Annotated in this window: 13 protein-coding genes; 5 read left to right on the top strand and 8 right to left on the bottom strand. The window is 61.8% G+C overall.

Annotated elements, in window-relative coordinates; translation table 11 throughout:
* Window positions 1–40 precede the first annotated feature (40 nt).
* The 8 genes from RC54_RS04560 to RC54_RS04525 all read right to left on the bottom strand — a co-directional run bounded on the left by RC54_RS04560 (window position 41) and on the right by RC54_RS04525 (window position 11,007).
* The gene (locus RC54_RS04560) at window positions 41–1,798 is read right to left on the bottom strand and encodes an IlvD/Edd family dehydratase (protein WP_061788863.1); all 1,758 of its coding nucleotides are present in this window, start codon (window positions 1,796–1,798) and stop codon (window positions 41–43) included.
* A gap of 87 nt (window positions 1,799–1,885) precedes the next feature.
* Window positions 1,886–3,097 carry a multiple monosaccharide ABC transporter permease gene (gene mmsB / locus RC54_RS04555; protein ID WP_058894384.1) on the bottom strand — a complete coding sequence of 404 codons (1,212 nt, stop codon included), beginning with the start codon at window positions 3,095–3,097 and terminating at the stop codon, window positions 1,886–1,888.
* A gap of 95 nt (window positions 3,098–3,192) precedes the next feature.
* Window positions 3,193–4,749, bottom strand: a complete 1,557-nt coding sequence (mmsA, locus tag RC54_RS04550; protein WP_058894383.1) for a multiple monosaccharide ABC transporter ATP-binding protein — start codon at window positions 4,747–4,749, stop codon at window positions 3,193–3,195.
* A 238-nt stretch (window positions 4,750–4,987) separates the two neighbouring features.
* A complete protein-coding gene (gene chvE / locus RC54_RS04545; protein ID WP_017451262.1) occupies window positions 4,988–6,061 on the bottom strand; it encodes a multiple monosaccharide ABC transporter substrate-binding protein in 1,074 nt (357 codons plus the stop codon).
* A 221-nt stretch (window positions 6,062–6,282) separates the two neighbouring features.
* Window positions 6,283–7,305, bottom strand: coding sequence for a galactofuranose ABC transporter, permease protein YjfF (gene yjfF, locus RC54_RS04540; protein WP_061788862.1), 1,023 nt, complete (start codon window positions 7,303–7,305; stop codon window positions 6,283–6,285).
* Window positions 7,302–8,381 carry an ABC transporter permease gene (locus RC54_RS04535; RefSeq protein ID WP_017454850.1) on the bottom strand — a complete coding sequence of 360 codons (1,080 nt, stop codon included), beginning with the start codon at window positions 8,379–8,381 and terminating at the stop codon, window positions 7,302–7,304. Before RC54_RS04535 ends, yjfF begins: the two co-directional genes overlap by 4 nt.
* A complete protein-coding gene (locus RC54_RS04530) occupies window positions 8,378–9,928 on the bottom strand; it encodes a sugar ABC transporter ATP-binding protein (RefSeq protein WP_058894380.1) in 1,551 nt (516 codons plus the stop codon). Before RC54_RS04530 ends, RC54_RS04535 begins: the two co-directional genes overlap by 4 nt.
* A 104-nt stretch (window positions 9,929–10,032) precedes the next feature.
* On the bottom strand, window positions 10,033–11,007 hold the full coding sequence (locus RC54_RS04525) for an ABC transporter substrate-binding protein (RefSeq protein ID WP_061788861.1): 975 nt from the start codon (window positions 11,005–11,007) through the stop codon (window positions 10,033–10,035).
* A 519-nt stretch (window positions 11,008–11,526) separates the two neighbouring features.
* On the opposite strand from RC54_RS04525, the gene RC54_RS04520 reads away from it, so the two are divergent.
* The 5 genes from RC54_RS04520 to RC54_RS04500 all read left to right on the top strand — a co-directional run bounded on the left by RC54_RS04520 (window position 11,527) and on the right by RC54_RS04500 (window position 16,804).
* Complete coding sequence (locus tag RC54_RS04520; protein WP_058894378.1) at window positions 11,527–12,501, top strand: aldose 1-epimerase; 975 nt, start codon at window positions 11,527–11,529, stop codon at window positions 12,499–12,501.
* A gap of 18 nt (window positions 12,502–12,519) precedes the next feature.
* Window positions 12,520–13,482, top strand: coding sequence for a 2-dehydro-3-deoxygalactonokinase (locus tag RC54_RS04515; RefSeq protein ID WP_061788860.1), 963 nt, complete (start codon window positions 12,520–12,522; stop codon window positions 13,480–13,482).
* Window positions 13,483–13,516: 34 nt separating this feature from the next.
* On the top strand, window positions 13,517–14,155 hold the full coding sequence (locus RC54_RS04510) for a 2-dehydro-3-deoxy-6-phosphogalactonate aldolase (protein ID WP_174526063.1): 639 nt from the start codon (window positions 13,517–13,519) through the stop codon (window positions 14,153–14,155).
* Between the two features lie 114 nt (window positions 14,156–14,269).
* The gene (gene dgoD, locus RC54_RS04505) at window positions 14,270–15,418 is read left to right on the top strand and encodes a galactonate dehydratase (protein WP_061788859.1); all 1,149 of its coding nucleotides are present in this window, start codon (window positions 14,270–14,272) and stop codon (window positions 15,416–15,418) included.
* Between the two features lie 213 nt (window positions 15,419–15,631).
* Window positions 15,632–16,804: an MFS transporter gene (locus RC54_RS04500; RefSeq protein WP_058894374.1), complete on the top strand. Its 1,173-nt coding sequence runs from the start codon at window positions 15,632–15,634 to the stop codon at window positions 16,802–16,804.
* Window positions 16,805–16,852: the final 48 nt, after the last annotated feature.

The following is a 16,852-nucleotide window of genomic DNA, read 5'->3' as shown; positions in this document are numbered from 1 at the left end:
CTGGGCGTCGACACCGGTTCGAATGAGGGGGAAGTGAAGATCAGTGCGAATGCTTGGGCACGGCGGCGCCACGGCAGCCGACCAGGAAGTCGAAGTCGCAGCCTTCGTCGGCCTGCAGCACGCGGTCCACGTACAGGGACTGGTAGCCACCGGCCATCTCCGGCTTGCGCTCGGCCAAGACCTTGGCACGCGCTTCCAGGCGGCGCGTCATCTCTTCCTCGCTGATGTCCAGCTGCAGCTTGCCGGCATAGGCGTCCAGCTCGATGAAGTCGCCATCCTGGACGATGCCCAGCGGACCACCGGCGGCCGCTTCCGGCGCCACGTGCAGGATCACGGTGCCATACGCGGTGCCGCTCATGCGGGCATCCGAGATACGCACCATATCCTTCACACCGGTGGCCAGGATCTTGGGCGGCAAGCCCATGTTGCCCACCTCGGCCATGCCGGGGTAACCCTTGGGGCCCACATTCTTCATCACCAGCACGCAGCTGGCATCCACATCCAGATCAGGATCGTTGATGCGTTCCTTGTAGTGGTTGAAGTCTTCGAACACCACGGCGCGGCCGCGATGCTTCATCAGTTCGGGGGTGGCGGCCGAGGGCTTCAACACGGCACCGCGCGGGGCCAGGTTGCCACGCAGGATGCAGATGCCGCCATCTTCGATCAGCGGCTTGGCCAGCGGGCGCACCACTTCATCGTTGTAGATCGGGGCATCCTTGACGTTGTCCCACATGGTCTGGCCGTTGACGGTCAGTGCATCCTTGTGTGGCAGCAGGTCGGCTTCGCCCAGGCGGCGCAGCACGGCGGGCAGGCCACCGGCGTAGTAGAACTCTTCCATCAGGAAGCGGCCCGAAGGCTGCAGGTCGACGATGGTCGGGGTGCCACGACCGATACGGGTCCAGTCTTCCAGTTCCAGATCCACACCGATACGACCGGCGATGGCCTTCAGGTGGATCACGGCATTGGTGGAGCCACCGATGGCGGCGTTGGTGCGAATGGCGTTTTCGAAGGCCTTGCGGGTCAGGATCTTGGACAGGGTCAAGCCTTCCCAGACCATGTCGACGATACGCATACCGGATAAGTGCGCGAGAACATAGCGGCGCGCATCAACGGCAGGAATGGCGGCATTGTGCGGCAGCGATACGCCCAGCGACTCGGCCATGCAAGCCATGGTGGAAGCGGTGCCCATGGTGTTGCAGGTACCGGCCGAACGCGACATGCCGGCTTCGGCGGCCATGAAGTCGTGAATCGTGATCTCGCCAGCCTTGACCTGCTCCGACAATTGCCACACCACGGTACCGGAACCGATGTCGCGGCCCTGATGCTTGCCGTTCAACATCGGGCCACCGGTCACGACGATGGCCGGCACGTCGCAACTGGCCGCCCCCATCAGCAGGGCCGGGGTGGTCTTGTCGCAGCCGGTCAGCAGCACCACGGCGTCGATGGGGTTGCCGCGGATCGATTCTTCCACGTCCATGCTGGCCAGGTTGCGGGTCAGCATGGCGGTGGGACGCAGGTTGGACTCACCGTTGGAGAACACCGGAAACTCCACCGGAAAGCCACCGGCCTCGATGATGCCGCGCCGCACGTGTTCGGCGACCTTGCGGAAGTGGGCGTTGCAGGGCGTCAGTTCGGACCAGGTGTTGCAGATACCGATGACCGGCTTGCCCTGGAACTCATGGTCGGGAATGCCCTGGTTCTTCATCCAGCTGCGGTACATGAAACCGTTCTTGTCGGCAGTACCGAACCAGCTGGCCGAGCGCAAGGTGCGGCTCTTGTCTTTTTTATCGCTACTCATTGTTGGATTCCTGAATGACAGAAAACGAAGGATGGTTGGATGCCGAATGCAAAAGGCGGGCAATGCTGCCCGCCTGCATGATCCGGATTACTTGTTCTTGTTGTAGACGTCGAAGCACACGGCCATCAACAGCACCAGGCCCTTGATCATCTGCTGGTAATCGATACCGATACCCATGATGGACATGCCGTTGTTCATGACGCCCATGATGAAGGCACCGATGACCGCGCCCATGACCTTGCCCACGCCGCCCGAAGCCGAGGCGCCACCGATGAAGCAGGCGGCAATCACGTCCAGCTCGAAGCCCAGACCGGCCTTGGGCGTAGCGGTGTTCAGACGGGCGGCGAAGATCAGGCCGGCCAGCGCAGCCAGCACGCCCATGTTGACGAAGGTGAAGAAGGACACGCGTTCGGTCTTGATGCCCGACAGCTTGGCGGCCTTTTCATTGCCACCCACCGCATAGACGCGACGGCCCAGGGTGGTGCGGCTGGTGATGAAGGTGTAGAACACCATCAGCGCAAACATGATGATCAACACATTAGGCATACCGCGATAGGTCGACAGCAGATAGCTGAAGGCGATGATGGCGGCAGCGAACAAGGCATTCTTCAGCAGGAAGAACAGCACCGGTTCATCTTCCATGCCATGCTTGGTCTGCTTGCGGCGGCCGTGCAGCTTGACCAGGATCAGCACCACGGCCGCGATCACACCGACGATCAGCGAGGTGGTGCGGAAGGTGGGGTTGCCGGTCAGTTCAGGAATGAAGCCCGAGGACAGCATCTGGAAGGTCTGCGGGAAGGGGCCCAGGGACTGGCCTTGCAGCAGCGCCAGCGCCATACCCTTGAAGACCAGCATCCCGGCCAGGGTGACGATGAAGGACGGGATCTTGAAGTAGGCGATCCAGTAACCCTGCGCCGCGCCGATCAGGCCGCCGGCAATCAGGCAGACGATGGAAGCGGGCACGAAGCCCCAGCCATAATCGACCATCAACACCGCGGCCAGCGCGCCGATCAGACCCACCACCGACCCCACCGACAAGTCGATGTGGCCGGCCACGATCACCATCAACATGCCCAGGGCCATGATGACGATGTAGCTGTTCTGCAGCACCAGGTTGGTCAGGTTCAGCGGACGCATGAGCGTGCCGTCTGTCATGATCTGGAAGAAGGCCATGATGGCCACCAGCGACATCAACATGCCATATTCGCGCATGTTGTTCTTCAGGAAGCTGCCGTAATCCTTCTTTTCGGCGGCGCCGCTGGCGACGGCCGGTTTCTTGCTCATGTCAATGCTTTCCATTGTTTTGCTCCTCTGCTGCTCTCTGGTCTTGATGGACTTTATGGGTGGCTACCGGTTTGGCTCCGGCTTGATGGTTTGCGTGTTTGCGTTCAGCTTCAGGCAGCCTTGGACAGGCCCGGATCATCGATGCGCTTGTTACGCATGATGGCGCGCATGATGCTTTCCTGGGTCGCTTCAGCCTTGGACAGATGGCCCACGAACTGGCCTTCGTTCATCACATAGATACGGTCGCACATGCCCAGCAGTTCCGGCATTTCCGAAGAGATCATGATGATGCACTTGCCCTCGGCAGCCAACTTGCTGATGATGTTGTAGATCTCGAACTTGGCACCAACGTCGATGCCGCGCGTGGGTTCGTCCAGGATCAGCACTTCCGGCTGCGAGAACAGCCACTTCGACAGCACCACCTTTTGCTGATTGCCGCCAGAGAGGTTGACCACCTTCTGCAGCACGCTGGAACAGCGGATACGCATCTGCTGCTTGAAGTCGGCAGCGATCTTGTACTCGCGCGCCTCGTCGATGACGGTGCGTTCGGAGACGCCGCCCAGATTGGCCAGCGAGATGTTCTTCTTGATGTCCTCTTCCAGCACCAGGCCGTCACCCTTGCGGTCTTCGGTAACGTAGGCGATGCCCTTGGCGATGGCCTTCTCGATGGTCGACAGGTCCACTTCCTTGCCGTGCAGGAAGGCTTGGCCGGTGATCTTCTTGCCATAGGCACGGCCGAAGATGCTCTTGGCCAGTTCGGTGCGGCCCGCGCCCATCAAGCCGGCGATACCGACGATCTCGCCGGCGCGCACGGTCATGTTGACGTCCTTGATGGCCAGGCGATCCGAGTGCAGCGGATGGTGTACGCGCCAGTCACGCACTTCAAAGATGACCTCGCCGATCTGCGGATCACGCTGCGGATAGCGGTCGGCCATTTCGCGGCCCACCATATGCTGGATGATGCGGTCTTCGCTGATCGGTTCAGCGCGGCAGTCGAAGGTATCGACCGTGGTGCCGTCGCGCAGCACGGTGATGGAATCGGCCACCTTGGAAATTTCGTTGAGCTTGTGCGAGATCAGGATCGAGGCAATGCCCTGGCGCTTCAACTCCAGCAGCAGTTCCAGCAGGGCATCGGAGTCGCTTTCATTGAGGCTGGCGGTCGGCTCATCCAGGATCAGCAGCTTGACTTCCTTGGAGAGCGCCTTGGCGATTTCGATCAGTTGTTGCTTGCCCACGCCCAGATCGCCCACCAGCGCCTGAGGCGACTCCTTCAAGCCGACCTTGGCCAGCAATTCCTTGGCGCGCACATAGGATTGTTCCCAGTCGATCACGCCGCCACGGGCTTGCTCATTGCCCAGAAACAGGTTTTCCATCACCGACAGCAGCGGCACCAGCGCCAGCTCCTGGTGGATGATGATGATGCCCAGGTGTTCGCTGTCGCGGATATCCTTGAAGGCACGCACCTCACCCTTATAGACGATGTCGCCGGAATAGGAACCGTGCGGGTAGACCCCCGACAGCACCTTCATCAGCGTGGACTTGCCAGCGCCGTTCTCGCCGACGATGGCATGGATCTCGCCTTCGCGCACTGCCAGGTTGACGTTGTTCAACGCCTTCACACCCGGGAAGCTCTTCTCGATGCCGCGCATTTCCAGAATGTTGCTCATGATGCTGACCTCTCTTTTGCCGGTCTTGCGTGGATGACGTAGCCGGACTTGTCTGTCTCGTTTGCGTTGCACAGGTGCAAGCGCAAATGCTGAAAGAATTAGTCCCGCACAGAGCGGGACCATGCTGTTCTTCTTGCGCTTTTCTTGCTTTGTTGTTTTTGTTGGGTGCTGCGATGGTACTGCGGGCGGCGCCGACATCGAAGATGCCGGGCGCCCGCGTATTACACCAGGAGGACGCTTACTTCAGTTGGGCTTCGGTGTAGTAACCGCTGCCGACCAGGATTTCCTTCCAGTTCGACTTGTCGACCACGACCGGCTTCAACAGGTAGGACGGCACGACCTTCACGCCGTTGTTGTAGGTCTTGGTGTCGTTGATCTGAGGCTGCTTGCCACCCAGCAATGCATCGACCATACCAACGGTGACCTTGGCCAGTTCGCGGGTGTCCTTGAAGATGGTGGAATACTGCTCGCCACGGATGATGGACTTGACCGAAGGCACTTCCGCATCCTGACCCGAGACATACGGGAAGGGCTGCTGCGGGGTACCGTAGCCGACGCCGCGCAGCGAGGACAGGATACCGATGGACAGGCCGTCATACGGGGACAGCACGGCGTTGACCTTGGCGTTGGTGTAGAAGGCCGACAGCAGGTTATCCATACGGGCTTGGGCGGTAGCCGGATCCCAGCGCAGGGTGGCGACCTTGTCCATGCCCATCTGCTTGGAACGCACCACCAGCTTGCCGCTGTCGATGTAGGGCTTCAACACCGACATGGCACCGTTGTAGAAGAAGAAGGCGTTGTTGTCGTCCGAGGAGCCGCCGAACAGTTCGATGTTGAACGGGCCCTTGCCTTCCTTCAGGCCCAGGGCCTTTTCCAGCGACTGTGCCTGCAGCACGCCGACCTGGAAGTTGTCGAAGGTGGCGTAGTAGTCGACGTTCTTGGAACCACGGATCAGACGGTCATAGGCGATGACCTTGACGCCCTTGTCGGCGGCCTTCTGCAGCACGTCGGTCAGGGTGGTGCCGTCGATGGCGGCGATCACCAGCACCTTGGCGCCCTTGGTCAGCATGTTCTCGATCTGGGACAGCTGGTTGGGGATGTCGTCTTCCGCGTATTGCAGGTCGGTCTGGTAGCCCTTTTCCTTCAAGACCTTGACCATGTTGTTGCCGTCGGCGATCCAGCGGGCCGAAGACTTGGTGGGCATAGCCACGCCGACCAGTGCCTTGCTCTGTGCGCTCACCTGTGCGCTGATGGACATCAGGGTAACGCCCAGGCCGAGGGCGATACCGCCCAATACGGATTTGATTTTCATGCTTCGAGTCTCCAGTCTCTATTTATGGAATGGCGTGTTGTAGTTATCTCTAAAACAGCGCCGCGATTTCTGATGAATGTCATGCAGAGCAACTGTTTTGCGGGCTCTACATTAATTGCTTTACCAATACATTTCTAATGATTTTTTGAGCGTAATGGATATGTTTTTCGGTATAACTCCCTCTATGTAAAGTTATCTTAATTAAGCTTAAAAAATCCCGCCTAAGCCCCGGCTGGCGCGGCTTTCGCCGATCCGGCCGGTTTGCCTCGCAGGGCGCCCAGTGAAATGACACGTTGCGCGACACAAAAGACGAACAACAGCGCGCCGATGAAGATCTTGGTCCACCAGGAACTGAGGCTGCCATCGAAGGCAATCAGGGTCTGGATCACGCCAAGGATGAGCACACCGGTGAGGGTGCCGGCCACGTAGCCATAGCCACCGGTGAGCAGGGTGCCGCCGATGACCACAGCGGCAATCGCATCCAGTTCCACCCCTTGCGCGTGCAACCCATAACCCGAGAGCATGTAGAAGGAAAACAGTACCCCCGCCACTGACGCGCAGAAGCCACTGAAGGCATAGACAAGTACCTTGGCCCGCCCCACCGGCAAGCCCATCAGCATGGCCGATTGCTCGCTGCCGCCGATGGCATAGACGGCGCGCCCAAAGCGCGTGCCATGCGCCATCCAGATCGCAGCGACCAGTACCAGCAAGGCAATGACCACGCTGGGCGAGATGAACAGGCCGGCAAATTCCAACCGGGTCTGCGACATGGCCACGAACAGCGGATCATCGATGGTGATGGAATTGATACTGATGAGGTAGCACAGCCCACGCGCCAGGAACATCCCGGCCAGGGTGACGATGAAGGCCTGCAACTTGAAGTAATGGATCATCGCGCCCATCACTGCACCAAAGCCGGCCCCCATCAACAGCACCGTGGCAACAACCAACAGCGGTGGCCAGTGCCAGCTCTGCAGCAGGAAGGCCGCCACCATGGTGGTCAGCGCCAGCACCGATCCGACCGACAGGTCGATACCACCGGAAAGGATAACGAAGCTCATGCCGATGGCCACCACCAGCAGGAAGGCATTGTCGATCAACAGGTTCAGCATCACCTGCGGCGACAGGAAACCATCGTAGCCGAAGGCGCCGGCCAGCAGCATGACCACCAGCAACACCACGGTGACCATGGAGGTAAACCACGGCGCGTGCGAAGCGCGCCGCAAGGAAGAAGCAAGCATCATGATTTGGACATCCTCAACATACGGCGGAATTCCGGCGACTGCGACAGGCAGACCAGGAACACCACGATGGACTTGACCACCATATTGACTTCAGGTGGCACTCCCAGCGAATAGATCGTATAGGTCAGGGTCTGGATGATGAGCGCACCGATGACACTACCCACCAGACTGAACTTGCCCCCCGCCAGCGAAGTACCGCCCAGCGTGACGGCCAGGATGGCATCGAGCTCCAGCAAGAGACCGGCATTGTTGGCGTCGGCGCTCTTGATGTTGGAGGCGATCATCAACCCGGCCAGACCGGCACAGGCGCTGCAGAACATGTAGACGAAGAAGATCAGCGCCGCAGTGCGGATGCCGGCCAGGCGCGAGGCTACCGGATTGATGCCGACCGATTCGATGAACAGGCCCAGCGCGGTCTTCTTCATCAACAGTGCCAGCAACAGGAACATGGCTCCGGCGATGTAGAGCGAGAACGGCAAGCCGAACAGGTAACCGCCTCCGAGGAAGAAGAAGGGCTTGTAATAGACCGTGACGATCTGGCCATCGGTGAGCAACTGCGCCAGCCCGCGCCCGGCCACCATCAGGATCAGCGTGGCGATGATGGGTTGCAAGCCGAGACCGGCCACCAGCAAGCCGTTCCAGGCGCCGCACAGCAACGCTGCGGCCATCGCCGCGCACAGCGCCCAGAGCATGGGCACATTGCTGACGTATTCCGGTACGCCGTTGACCACCACCATCTTGCCGCCGATCAGGATCGCCGCGACCGCACCGGAAATGGCCACCACCGCCCCCACCGAAATGTCCACGCCACGGGTGGCGATGACCAGCGTCATGCCCAGCGCCGCCAGCATCAGCGGGGCGGCGCGGTTGATGATGTCGATCAGCGCGCCATACAGGTGACCGTCCTTGATCTCCAGCTTGAAGAAGCCCGGTACCAGCAGGAAATCGATCAACAGCAACAAGGCCAGGGCCGCCAGCGGGCGCACCAGCGGATGACGCAGCAGCGCCGCCAGCATCGGCGCCGGGCTGCCGGTGCTGCTCTCGGGAATCAGTTTGGAATCCATGGATGCACTCATGCGGCCTCTCCTGCGATGACCTGCAAGACCGATTGCTCATCGAGTTCGCCGCGTCGGTATTGACCGCAGGCACGCCGATCGCGCAGGACCAACATGCGGTCACTGCAACGCAGGACCTCGGGAATTTCCGAGGAGATGAAAAGAATGGACATGCCTTTGCGGCACATGGCGATGACGAAATCCATGATCTCCTGCTTGGCGCGCACGTCGATGCCGCGCGTGGGTTCGTCCAGGATCAGCATTCCCGGATCGGTGGCCAGCCAGCGCGCCAGCAAGGCCTTCTGCTGGTTGCCGCCGGAAAGCAGGCCGATGGGCGTTTCCAGGTCGGCAGTCTTGATGCCCAGCCACTTCACGTAATCGGCGGCGATCTGGTTCTGGCGCTTGCGTGGCAGCACGCGGAACAGACCCTGACGCGCCTGCAGCGCCAGGATGATGTTTTCACGCACCGACAGTTCCAGGATCGCGCCTTCCTTCTTGCGATCTTCCGAACAGAAACCGATGCCGGCGGCAATCGCATCGCGCGGTACATTAAGCTTCACACTGCGACCTTCGATACGCAACTGCCCGCAATCGGCGCGGTCGGCACCGAACAACAGGCGCGCCATCTCGGTGCGCCCGGAACCCAGCAGGCCGCACAGACCAAATACTTCACCTCGCCGCAACTCCAGGTCCTGCGGGGCCAGTACGCCGCGCCGACCGAAGCCATCGGCCTGCAGGAAGACTTCGCCCGTGCCGGTTTCATCGGTAGACAGCTCGGCGGCCAACGCCTCGGCGCCGGCCTCGACCTTGCGATGATCGACTGCGGTCACGCCCACCATCTTGTTGACCAGGTCCAGTCGCGACAGCTCCGAGACCAGGTATTCGCCCTCGCGCACGCCATTGCGCAGCACGGTGATGCGATCCGAAATCTCGTAGGTCTGATCCAGGAAGTGGGTCACGAAGAGAATCGCCATGCCCTGCTCGCGCAGGCGGCGCAGCACCTTGAAGAGTTGCTGTACCTCGGCCTCGTCCAGGCTGGACGTGGGTTCATCGAGGATCAATACCTTGGCCGAGACCGACAGTGCGCGCGAGATCGCCACCATCTGCTGGATCGCCAACGGATAGGACGACAATTGCGCGCCCACATCGATATCGATCTGCAACTGTTGCAGCAATTGCTTGGATTGCGCGTGCACGCTCTTCCAGTCGATGCGTCCGAAGCGGCGCGGATAGCGGCCCACGAAGATGTTCTCGGCCACCGACAGGTTGGGACACAGGTTGACTTCCTGGTACACCGTGCTGATGCCCAGCGCCTGCGCCTCCAGGGTGGAGGCCGGCGCAATGGCGCGGCCATCCAGTTCGATCTTGCCTTGATCGGGTTCATGCACGCCGGTCAACACCTTGATCAGCGTGGACTTGCCTGCGCCATTCTGTCCCATGAGGGTATGCACTTCCCCCGGGAACAACCGCAAGCCGACATCGGTGAGCGCCTTCACGCCCGCGAATGCCTTATGGATACCACTCAATTCCAGCATGGGACGCGCCTGCGCCCCGACAGACATCGTCATCGCAACTCCATCAGAACCATGGGAACTCTGATGCACGCACAGCAACCGCGCGCGCCCTGCGAGAGACAGTGCGCGCGCGTGGCTGTCATGCCGCCATCAATCCATCAATACTTGCGGTTGGGGAATTCCTTGGCCGCCACTTCAGCCGGGAAGACGCCTTCCTCGGTGGTGATGCGCTTGGGCACTTCCTTGCCGGCCTTGATGTCCTTGGCGATCTGCATCAGTTGCGGACCCAGCAACGGGCTGCACTCGACGGTCACGTTGAGCTTGCCGGCCATCATGGCTTCGAAGGCACCCTTGACGCCATCAATGGAGATGATGGTGATGTCCTTGCCCGGCTTCAAACCCGCTTCCTCGATGGCCTGGATGGCGCCGATGGCCATGTCGTCGTTATGGGCGAAGAGCACGTTGATCTTCTTGCCCTCGGCCTTGAGGAAGGCTTCCATCACTTCCTTGCCCTTGGCGCGGGTGAAGTCGCCGGTCTGCGAACGGATGATCTTCAGGCGCGGTTCGCTCTTGATGATTTCCTCGAAGCCCGCCTTGCGGTCGATGGCCGGAGCCGAACCCACGGTGCCTTGCAGTTCCACGATATTGATGTCACCGGCCGGCATGGACTTGGCCTTCTCCAGCAGCCAGCGGCCGGCACGACGACCTTCTTCCACGAAGTCCGAACCGATGAAGGTGACATACAGCGACTTGTCACTGACGTTGACCGCGCGATCGGTCAGGATCACCGGGATCTTGGCCGCCTTGGCTTCACGCAGCACGGTTTCCCAGCCCGACTCCACCACCGGCGAGAAGGCGATCACATCGACCTTCTGCGCGATGAAGGAGCGGATTGCCTTGACCTGATTTTCCTGCTTCTGCTGGGCGTCGGCGAACTTCAGATTGACGCCGGCGGCTTTGGCGGCTTCCTTGATCGATACCGTATTGGCGGTGCGCCATTCGCTCTCGGCGCCCACCTGCGAGAAGCCCATGGTCAGTGGTTTGTCGGCGGCCAAGGCCGAAAAGCTCAAGGCGCTGCTACCCAGGCTCATGCAAATGGCTGCGCCCAGAAGCGCTCTTCTCTTCGAGTTCATTGTCAGTCTCCGTTGACGGGGAATTGTGGACTTCCCTTTGTTGTATGCGTGGGGTGCGCTGCGCCGGACTACGTTTGACTTATAGGTGTGAATTGGAAGCGGCGCGGTGCGGTTGGAATCGCGGACAGCCCTGATCGTCCTTGATTCGCGCTCCATATTAGGCAAGCGACCAATCCGTATCCAATGAATTTTTAATGTTTTTCGATACCGTTTCGCACATCGTTGGGGCACAGCGCCCTGCCCATGCGTCACGCTGGCGCATCCCGGGCAGCCTGTCGGCTGCCGCTGCGGCCCTCGCGCAATTTTGATATCGTTTGCGATGTTTTTTTCATTATTCCCTATCGGAGTGCGGTGATAGCATCGGCCTGATTTTTTTTGAAGCGCACAGCCTGAAGACCGAGCGCGACCCTCGTGAGCCCACTCCTTCTTCCTGCCGCCGACTTCACTGTCCCCACGATGGGACGCCGCACGTCAACGCCGATGATGCGCGCTGCACTTCATAACAAGATACGAGACACCATGCCATCCCGAGCAAGCGATGCCCACCGCAGCAGCCCCCCGGGGCTACCGGAAATCCATACCCTGCAATCAGGGCGCCAGCGCCTGCACGTGTTGCCCACGCTGGGTGGCGCACTGGCCGGTTGGGAATGGCAACGCGAACACAAGTGGCTGCCACTGTTGCGTCCCTGGAGCGCCGACCCGGCCGCCCTGTACGCGACCTCCTGTTTTGCGCTGCTGCCCTGGTCCAATCGCATCACCGGTGGCGGCTTCGACTTCAATGGCAAGCACTACCCGCTGGCGCCCAACCGCGCCGGCGAACCCTATCCCATCCATGGTGATGGCTGGCGCCAGGCTTGGAGCATCGTGGCCCAGGCCGAAGACCGCATGACCCTGGAACTGGACTCGCAGCGCTGCGACGGCAACCCGTATGTCTATCACGCACGCCAGTTGCTGACGCTGCGCGAAAACGCACTGGAAATCGAGCTGCGCGTGACCAACACCGGTGACGAAACCCTGCCCTATGGCTTGGGCCTGCACCCCTATTTCCTGCACGATGCCCAGACCCGGCTGCAGTTCCGCTCGCGCGGCGTGTGGCTGTCCGGGCCGGATCGCATCCCCACCGGCTTTACGCGGCAGTTGCCGGCCGGCTGGGACTACAACCGCGCCGCCTCGCTGCAAGGTGGCCTGATCGACAATTGCTTCGAAGGCTGGGATGGTCTAGCCATGATCGAGGATCCCACGCGCGGCTTGCGCTTGCAGATGCATACCACCGACCGCAGCGGCTACGTGCTCATGTTCCGCCCCAATGGCTTGCCGTATTTCTGCCTGGAGCCGGTCACGCATCCCATCGATGCCTTCCACCAGCCCAAGCAACCCGGCCTGATCGCGCTGGCGCCAGGCGAAGACATGGTGCTACTGACCCGCTTCACGGTCTGCGACATCGCCCAGGAACAGGCGCAGACCGACACCCAACACACCAGCCTGGCGCGCTGACGCCGGCAAGCAATGACGATGAACCAAGAGCACAACCAAGACTGCGCCCTGATTGCCCTGGACTGGGGCACCTCCTCGCTGCGCTGCTATCGCTTCGATGGCCACGGCCAGGTCCTGGAGCGCCGCGCCCATCCCTGGGGCATCATGAACCTGCCGGCAGTAGAACACGGCGATGATGCGCAAGCCCCTTACCGTGCCGCGCTGGAAGCGGCCTGCGGCGACTGGCTCAAGGCGGCCCCGCAAGCACCGCTGATTGCCGCCGGCATGGTCGGCAGCAAGCAGGGCTGGCGCGAAGCGGCCTACCTGAACGTGCCGCTGGCGCCGCACAGCATCGGCAGCAAGCTGACCCAGGTCGATACCGGCCTGGGCCGCGTGCTGTGGATCGTGCCCGGCCTGCTGGAAAATTCGGCGCTGCCCAATGTCATGCGTGGCGAAGAAACCCAGGTCATCGGCGCCCTACAGACCCGTCATGAACATGAACTGCTGATCGGCCTGCCCGGCACCCATTCCAAGTGGGTGCGCGTGATCGATGGTCGCATCGAACATTTCGATACCTTCATGACCGGCGAAGTCTATGGCGCCCTGTGCGGCCACACCATCCTGGGCCGCACCATGCACAAGCCCGAGCAGCCCGACGATGCCGCCTTCCTGCGCGGCGCCCGCGTGGCGCAGGGACCGCAAGGCAGCCTCGGCGTGCTCTCCAACATCTTCAGCAGCCGCACCCTGGGCCTGACCGGCGAACTGGCGGCCGAGGCGCAGCCTGACTATCTCTCGGGTCTCTTGATCGGCCACGAGATCGCCGCCCTGAAGAATCTGACTGCAGCGAACGCGCCGGCCATCGTGCTCATCGGCGACCCCGGCCTGTGCCGCCGCTACCAGCTGGCGCTGGACCTGTTCGGCCTGGGCCCGGTCAGCCAGGCCAGCGAAGCCACCGAAGTCGGTCTCTGGGTGCTGGCGCGCCATGCCGGCCTGGTCGGCTAAAGTGCAGCACATCGAACGTATGACGGAAGAGAACATGACAACCCACACTCAACGATTCCACGACGCCCTGCGCAATACCGGCATGATCGCCATCCTGCGCGGCGTGCGCAACGACGAAGCGCAAGCCATCGGCGCCGCCTTGTATGAAAGCGGTTTTCGCATCATCGAAGTGCCGCTCAATTCTCCCGAACCGCTGGCCAGCATCAGCATCTTGCGCAAGAGCCTGCCGGCTGACTGCATCGTCGGCGCCGGCACGGTCTTGAAGCCGGCCCTGGTGCAAGAGGTCAAGGATGCCGGTGGCGAACTGATCGTCATGCCCCACAGCGATGGTGCCGTGATCCGCGCCGCACGCGACGCCGGCCTCTACAGCGCGCCGGGCGTGGCCACCGTGACCGAAGCCTTTGCGGCACTGGACAACGGTGCCGACGTACTGAAGATGTTCCCGGCTGAACAGCTCGGCCCGCAGGTGGTCAAGGCCTGGCGTGCCGTCATCGCCCGCGACATCGCGCTCTTGCCGGTGGGTGGCATCACCCCCGAGGGCATGGCGGTATTCCATGCTGCCGGCGCATCCGGTTTCGGCCTGGGTTCGGCCCTGTACACGCCGGGCCTGTCCGCCGATGCCGTACGCCAACGTGCGCAAGCCTTCGTGGCCGCGTGGAAGGCGCTGGGCTGATTTTTCGCCACCGAGATTCATCGTTTCAACAGATCAAATCACGATCATCCATCTGCATAACAGATCAAACGCGATTAACCGCATAAACGTATCAACGCATAAACGGACAGAACAATGAAAATCACCAAGATCTCTACCTTCATCGTGCCTCCACGCTGGTGCTTCCTCAAGATCGAGACCGACGAAGGCATCGTCGGCTGGGGTGAGCCCATTGTCGAAGGTCGTGCCCATAGCGTGGCGGCCGCCGTGGACGAACTGGCCGACTACCTGATCGGCAAGGACCCGCGCAACATCGAGGACCACTGGACCGTGCTCTATCGCGGCGGCTTCTACCGTGGCGGGGCCATCCACATGAGCGCACTGGCCGGCATCGACCAGGCGCTGTGGGATATCAAAGGCAAGGCGCTGGGTGTGCCGGTGCACCAGTTGCTCGGTGGCGCGGTGCGCGACTCCATCCGTGTCTATTCCTGGATCGGCGGTGACCGCCCGGCCGATACCGCTGCTGCTGCCAAGAATGCGGTGGCGCGTGGTTTCACCGCCGTGAAGATGAACGGCACGGAAGAACTGCAATTCATCGACAGCCACGACAAGATCGAACTGACCCTGGCCAACGTGCAAGCCGTGCGCGAAGCCGTCGGCCCCAACGTGGGCATCGGCGTGGACTTCCATGGCCGCGTGCACAAGCCCATGGCCAAGGTGCTGATCAAGGAGCTGGAGCCGTACAAGCTGATGTTCATCGAAGAGCCGGTGCTGTCGGAAAACTCGGAAGCCCTGAAGGAAATCGCCCACCTGACCTCGACCCCGATCGCCCTGGGCGAGCGCCTGTATTCGCGCTGGGACTTCAAGCGCATCCTGTCGGAAGGTCACGTGGACATCATCCAGCCCGACGTCTCGCACGCTGGCGGCATCACCGAAACGCGCAAGATCGCCATGATGGCCGAAGCCTACGACGTGGCGCTGGCGCTGCACTGCCCGCTGGGTCCGATCGCCCTGGCGTCCTGCCTGCAGGTGGACGCCGGCAGCTACAACGCCTTCATCCAGGAACAAAGCCTGGGCATCCACTACAACGAAAGCAATGACCTGCTGGACTACATTCGCGACAAGAACGTGTTCGCCTATGAAGACGGCTACGTCAAGATCCCGCAAGGCCCGGGCCTGGGCATCGAGATCAATGAAGAATATGTCCGTCAGCGCGCCGAAGTCGGCCACCGCTGGCGCAACCCGATCTGGCGCCACAAGGACGGCAGCTTTGCCGAGTGGTAATGAAGTAAGCCAACCCCGTCTCCTCGGTAGTCCCTCAGCCCGGTCCGGCGCAAGCTGGCCGGGTTTTTTTTGCGGTTTCGCAATGGCTCGGACGAAAGCTGACGAAACTTTCATTCATCTTCAGAACCGATCAAGCTCATTTGAATATTCCATTTAACGAATGAATCAAAAACTGGCACAGTCACGGTCTTTGATTCATTGCGCAGGATATTCATGCATTCAGACAGCTCATCCGTACCCGCTTCCGAAGCACACCGCATCCGCAACGCTACCCGCGCCACCATGGCGCAATTCTTCGTCAACGGCGCCACCTTCGCTACCTGGGGCGTGCTCATTCCCTCGGTGAAGGAACGCTTCGACCTGTCCGACGCGGTGCTGTCGCTGGCCATGCTGGCCGTGGCCGGCGGCGCCTTGCTGACCATGGGCCAGTCCGGCAAATGGATCGCTCGTGTGGGCAGTGCGCGCGCCCTGCGCCAAGTCGGCATCCTCTATGCCGCTACCCTGCTGCTGATCCCGCTGGCACCGCAGTTCTGGATGCTGGTGGCGCTGTTGCTGGTGTTCGGCAGCGCCATGGCGGCCTTCGACGTGGCCATGTCGGTCCAGGCCGCGCTGGTGGAGGGGCGCCGCACACGGCCCATCATGTCCACCCTGCACGCCATGTTCAGCATCGGCGGCATTGCCGGCTCGGCCCTGGGCGCCGTGCCCGGCCTGTCGCCGCTGGCGCACGCGGCGTTGGTGGCGGCGATGACGCTGGCCGTGGCGCTGTCCATCGGTCCCTTCGCACTGCCCGACGATACGCACGATGACACGTCGGCCACGCCCGAGGGCGATCACTCCGCCCGCCGCATGGTGCTGGTGCTGGGCGTGATTGCCTTCCTGGCGCTCATGTGCGAGGGAGGCATGTATGACTGGGCGGCAGTGTACATGCGTGACATCGCCCAGTCCCCTGTAGCCTGGGTCAGCTACAGCTACGCCGCGTTTTCCACCGGCATGGCGCTCGGGCGCCTGACCGGCGACCGCATCCGCGAGCGCATCGGCGGCCTGCGCACGCTGGCCTGGAGCGGTGTGGCCGGCGCCACAGGCATCGCGCTGGCCGCGGCCTGGCCGTCACCGCTGGCGACCATGGCTGGCCTGCTGTTGGCCGGGCTGGGCATCGCCAACCTGATGCCGATCTTCTTCCTGGCGGCGGCCCGCGTGCCGGGCATGGCCGCCGCGCAGAGCATTGCTGCCGTGGCGCGCTTCGCCTATGTCGGTATGCTGCTGGGGCCGGTATGCATCGGCGGCGTGGCCGAGCATCTGGGCCTGCGGGTGAGCTTTGTGGGCGTGTCGCTGGTGATGATGATGGTGGCCTTGTTCGGGCCGCGCGCGGTACGACGCTTCATCTGAGCGCAACTGAGCCAACGGAAATCGAACAAGTCAATGACGCAAGCGCGG

It is taken from the genome of Herbaspirillum rubrisubalbicans, from assembly GCF_003719195.1.
GTDB classification, from domain to species: domain Bacteria; phylum Pseudomonadota; class Gammaproteobacteria; order Burkholderiales; family Burkholderiaceae_D; genus Herbaspirillum; species Herbaspirillum rubrisubalbicans.
The sequence above is the reverse complement of the archived record's forward strand: the minus strand, read 5'-3'. Positions and strand labels throughout refer to the sequence as shown.

Excerpts from the sequence above, each read along its gene's own strand:
- RC54_RS04560 (WP_061788863.1), bottom strand. The coding sequence starts at position 1,798 with ATGAGTAGCGATAAAAAAGACAAGAGCCGCACCTTGCGCTCGGCCAGC.
- mmsB (WP_058894384.1), bottom strand. The coding sequence starts at position 3,097 with ATGGAAAGCATTGACATGAGCAAGAAACCGGCCGTCGCCAGCGGCGCC.
- mmsA (WP_058894383.1), bottom strand. The coding sequence starts at position 4,749 with ATGAGCAACATTCTGGAAATGCGCGGCATCGAGAAGAGCTTCCCGGGT.
- chvE (WP_017451262.1), bottom strand. The coding sequence starts at position 6,061 with ATGAAAATCAAATCCGTATTGGGCGGTATCGCCCTCGGCCTGGGCGTT.
- yjfF (WP_061788862.1), bottom strand. The coding sequence starts at position 7,305 with ATGATGCTTGCTTCTTCCTTGCGGCGCGCTTCGCACGCGCCGTGGTTT.
- RC54_RS04535 (WP_017454850.1), bottom strand. The coding sequence starts at position 8,381 with ATGAGTGCATCCATGGATTCCAAACTGATTCCCGAGAGCAGCACCGGC.
- RC54_RS04530 (WP_058894380.1), bottom strand. The coding sequence starts at position 9,928 with ATGACGATGTCTGTCGGGGCGCAGGCGCGTCCCATGCTGGAATTGAGT.
- RC54_RS04525 (WP_061788861.1), bottom strand. The coding sequence starts at position 11,007 with ATGAACTCGAAGAGAAGAGCGCTTCTGGGCGCAGCCATTTGCATGAGC.
- RC54_RS04520 (WP_058894378.1), top strand. The coding sequence starts at position 11,527 with ATGCCATCCCGAGCAAGCGATGCCCACCGCAGCAGCCCCCCGGGGCTA.
- RC54_RS04515 (WP_061788860.1), top strand. The coding sequence starts at position 12,520 with ATGAACCAAGAGCACAACCAAGACTGCGCCCTGATTGCCCTGGACTGG.
- RC54_RS04510 (WP_174526063.1), top strand. The coding sequence starts at position 13,517 with ATGACAACCCACACTCAACGATTCCACGACGCCCTGCGCAATACCGGC.
- dgoD (WP_061788859.1), top strand. The coding sequence starts at position 14,270 with ATGAAAATCACCAAGATCTCTACCTTCATCGTGCCTCCACGCTGGTGC.
- RC54_RS04500 (WP_058894374.1), top strand. The coding sequence starts at position 15,632 with ATGCATTCAGACAGCTCATCCGTACCCGCTTCCGAAGCACACCGCATC.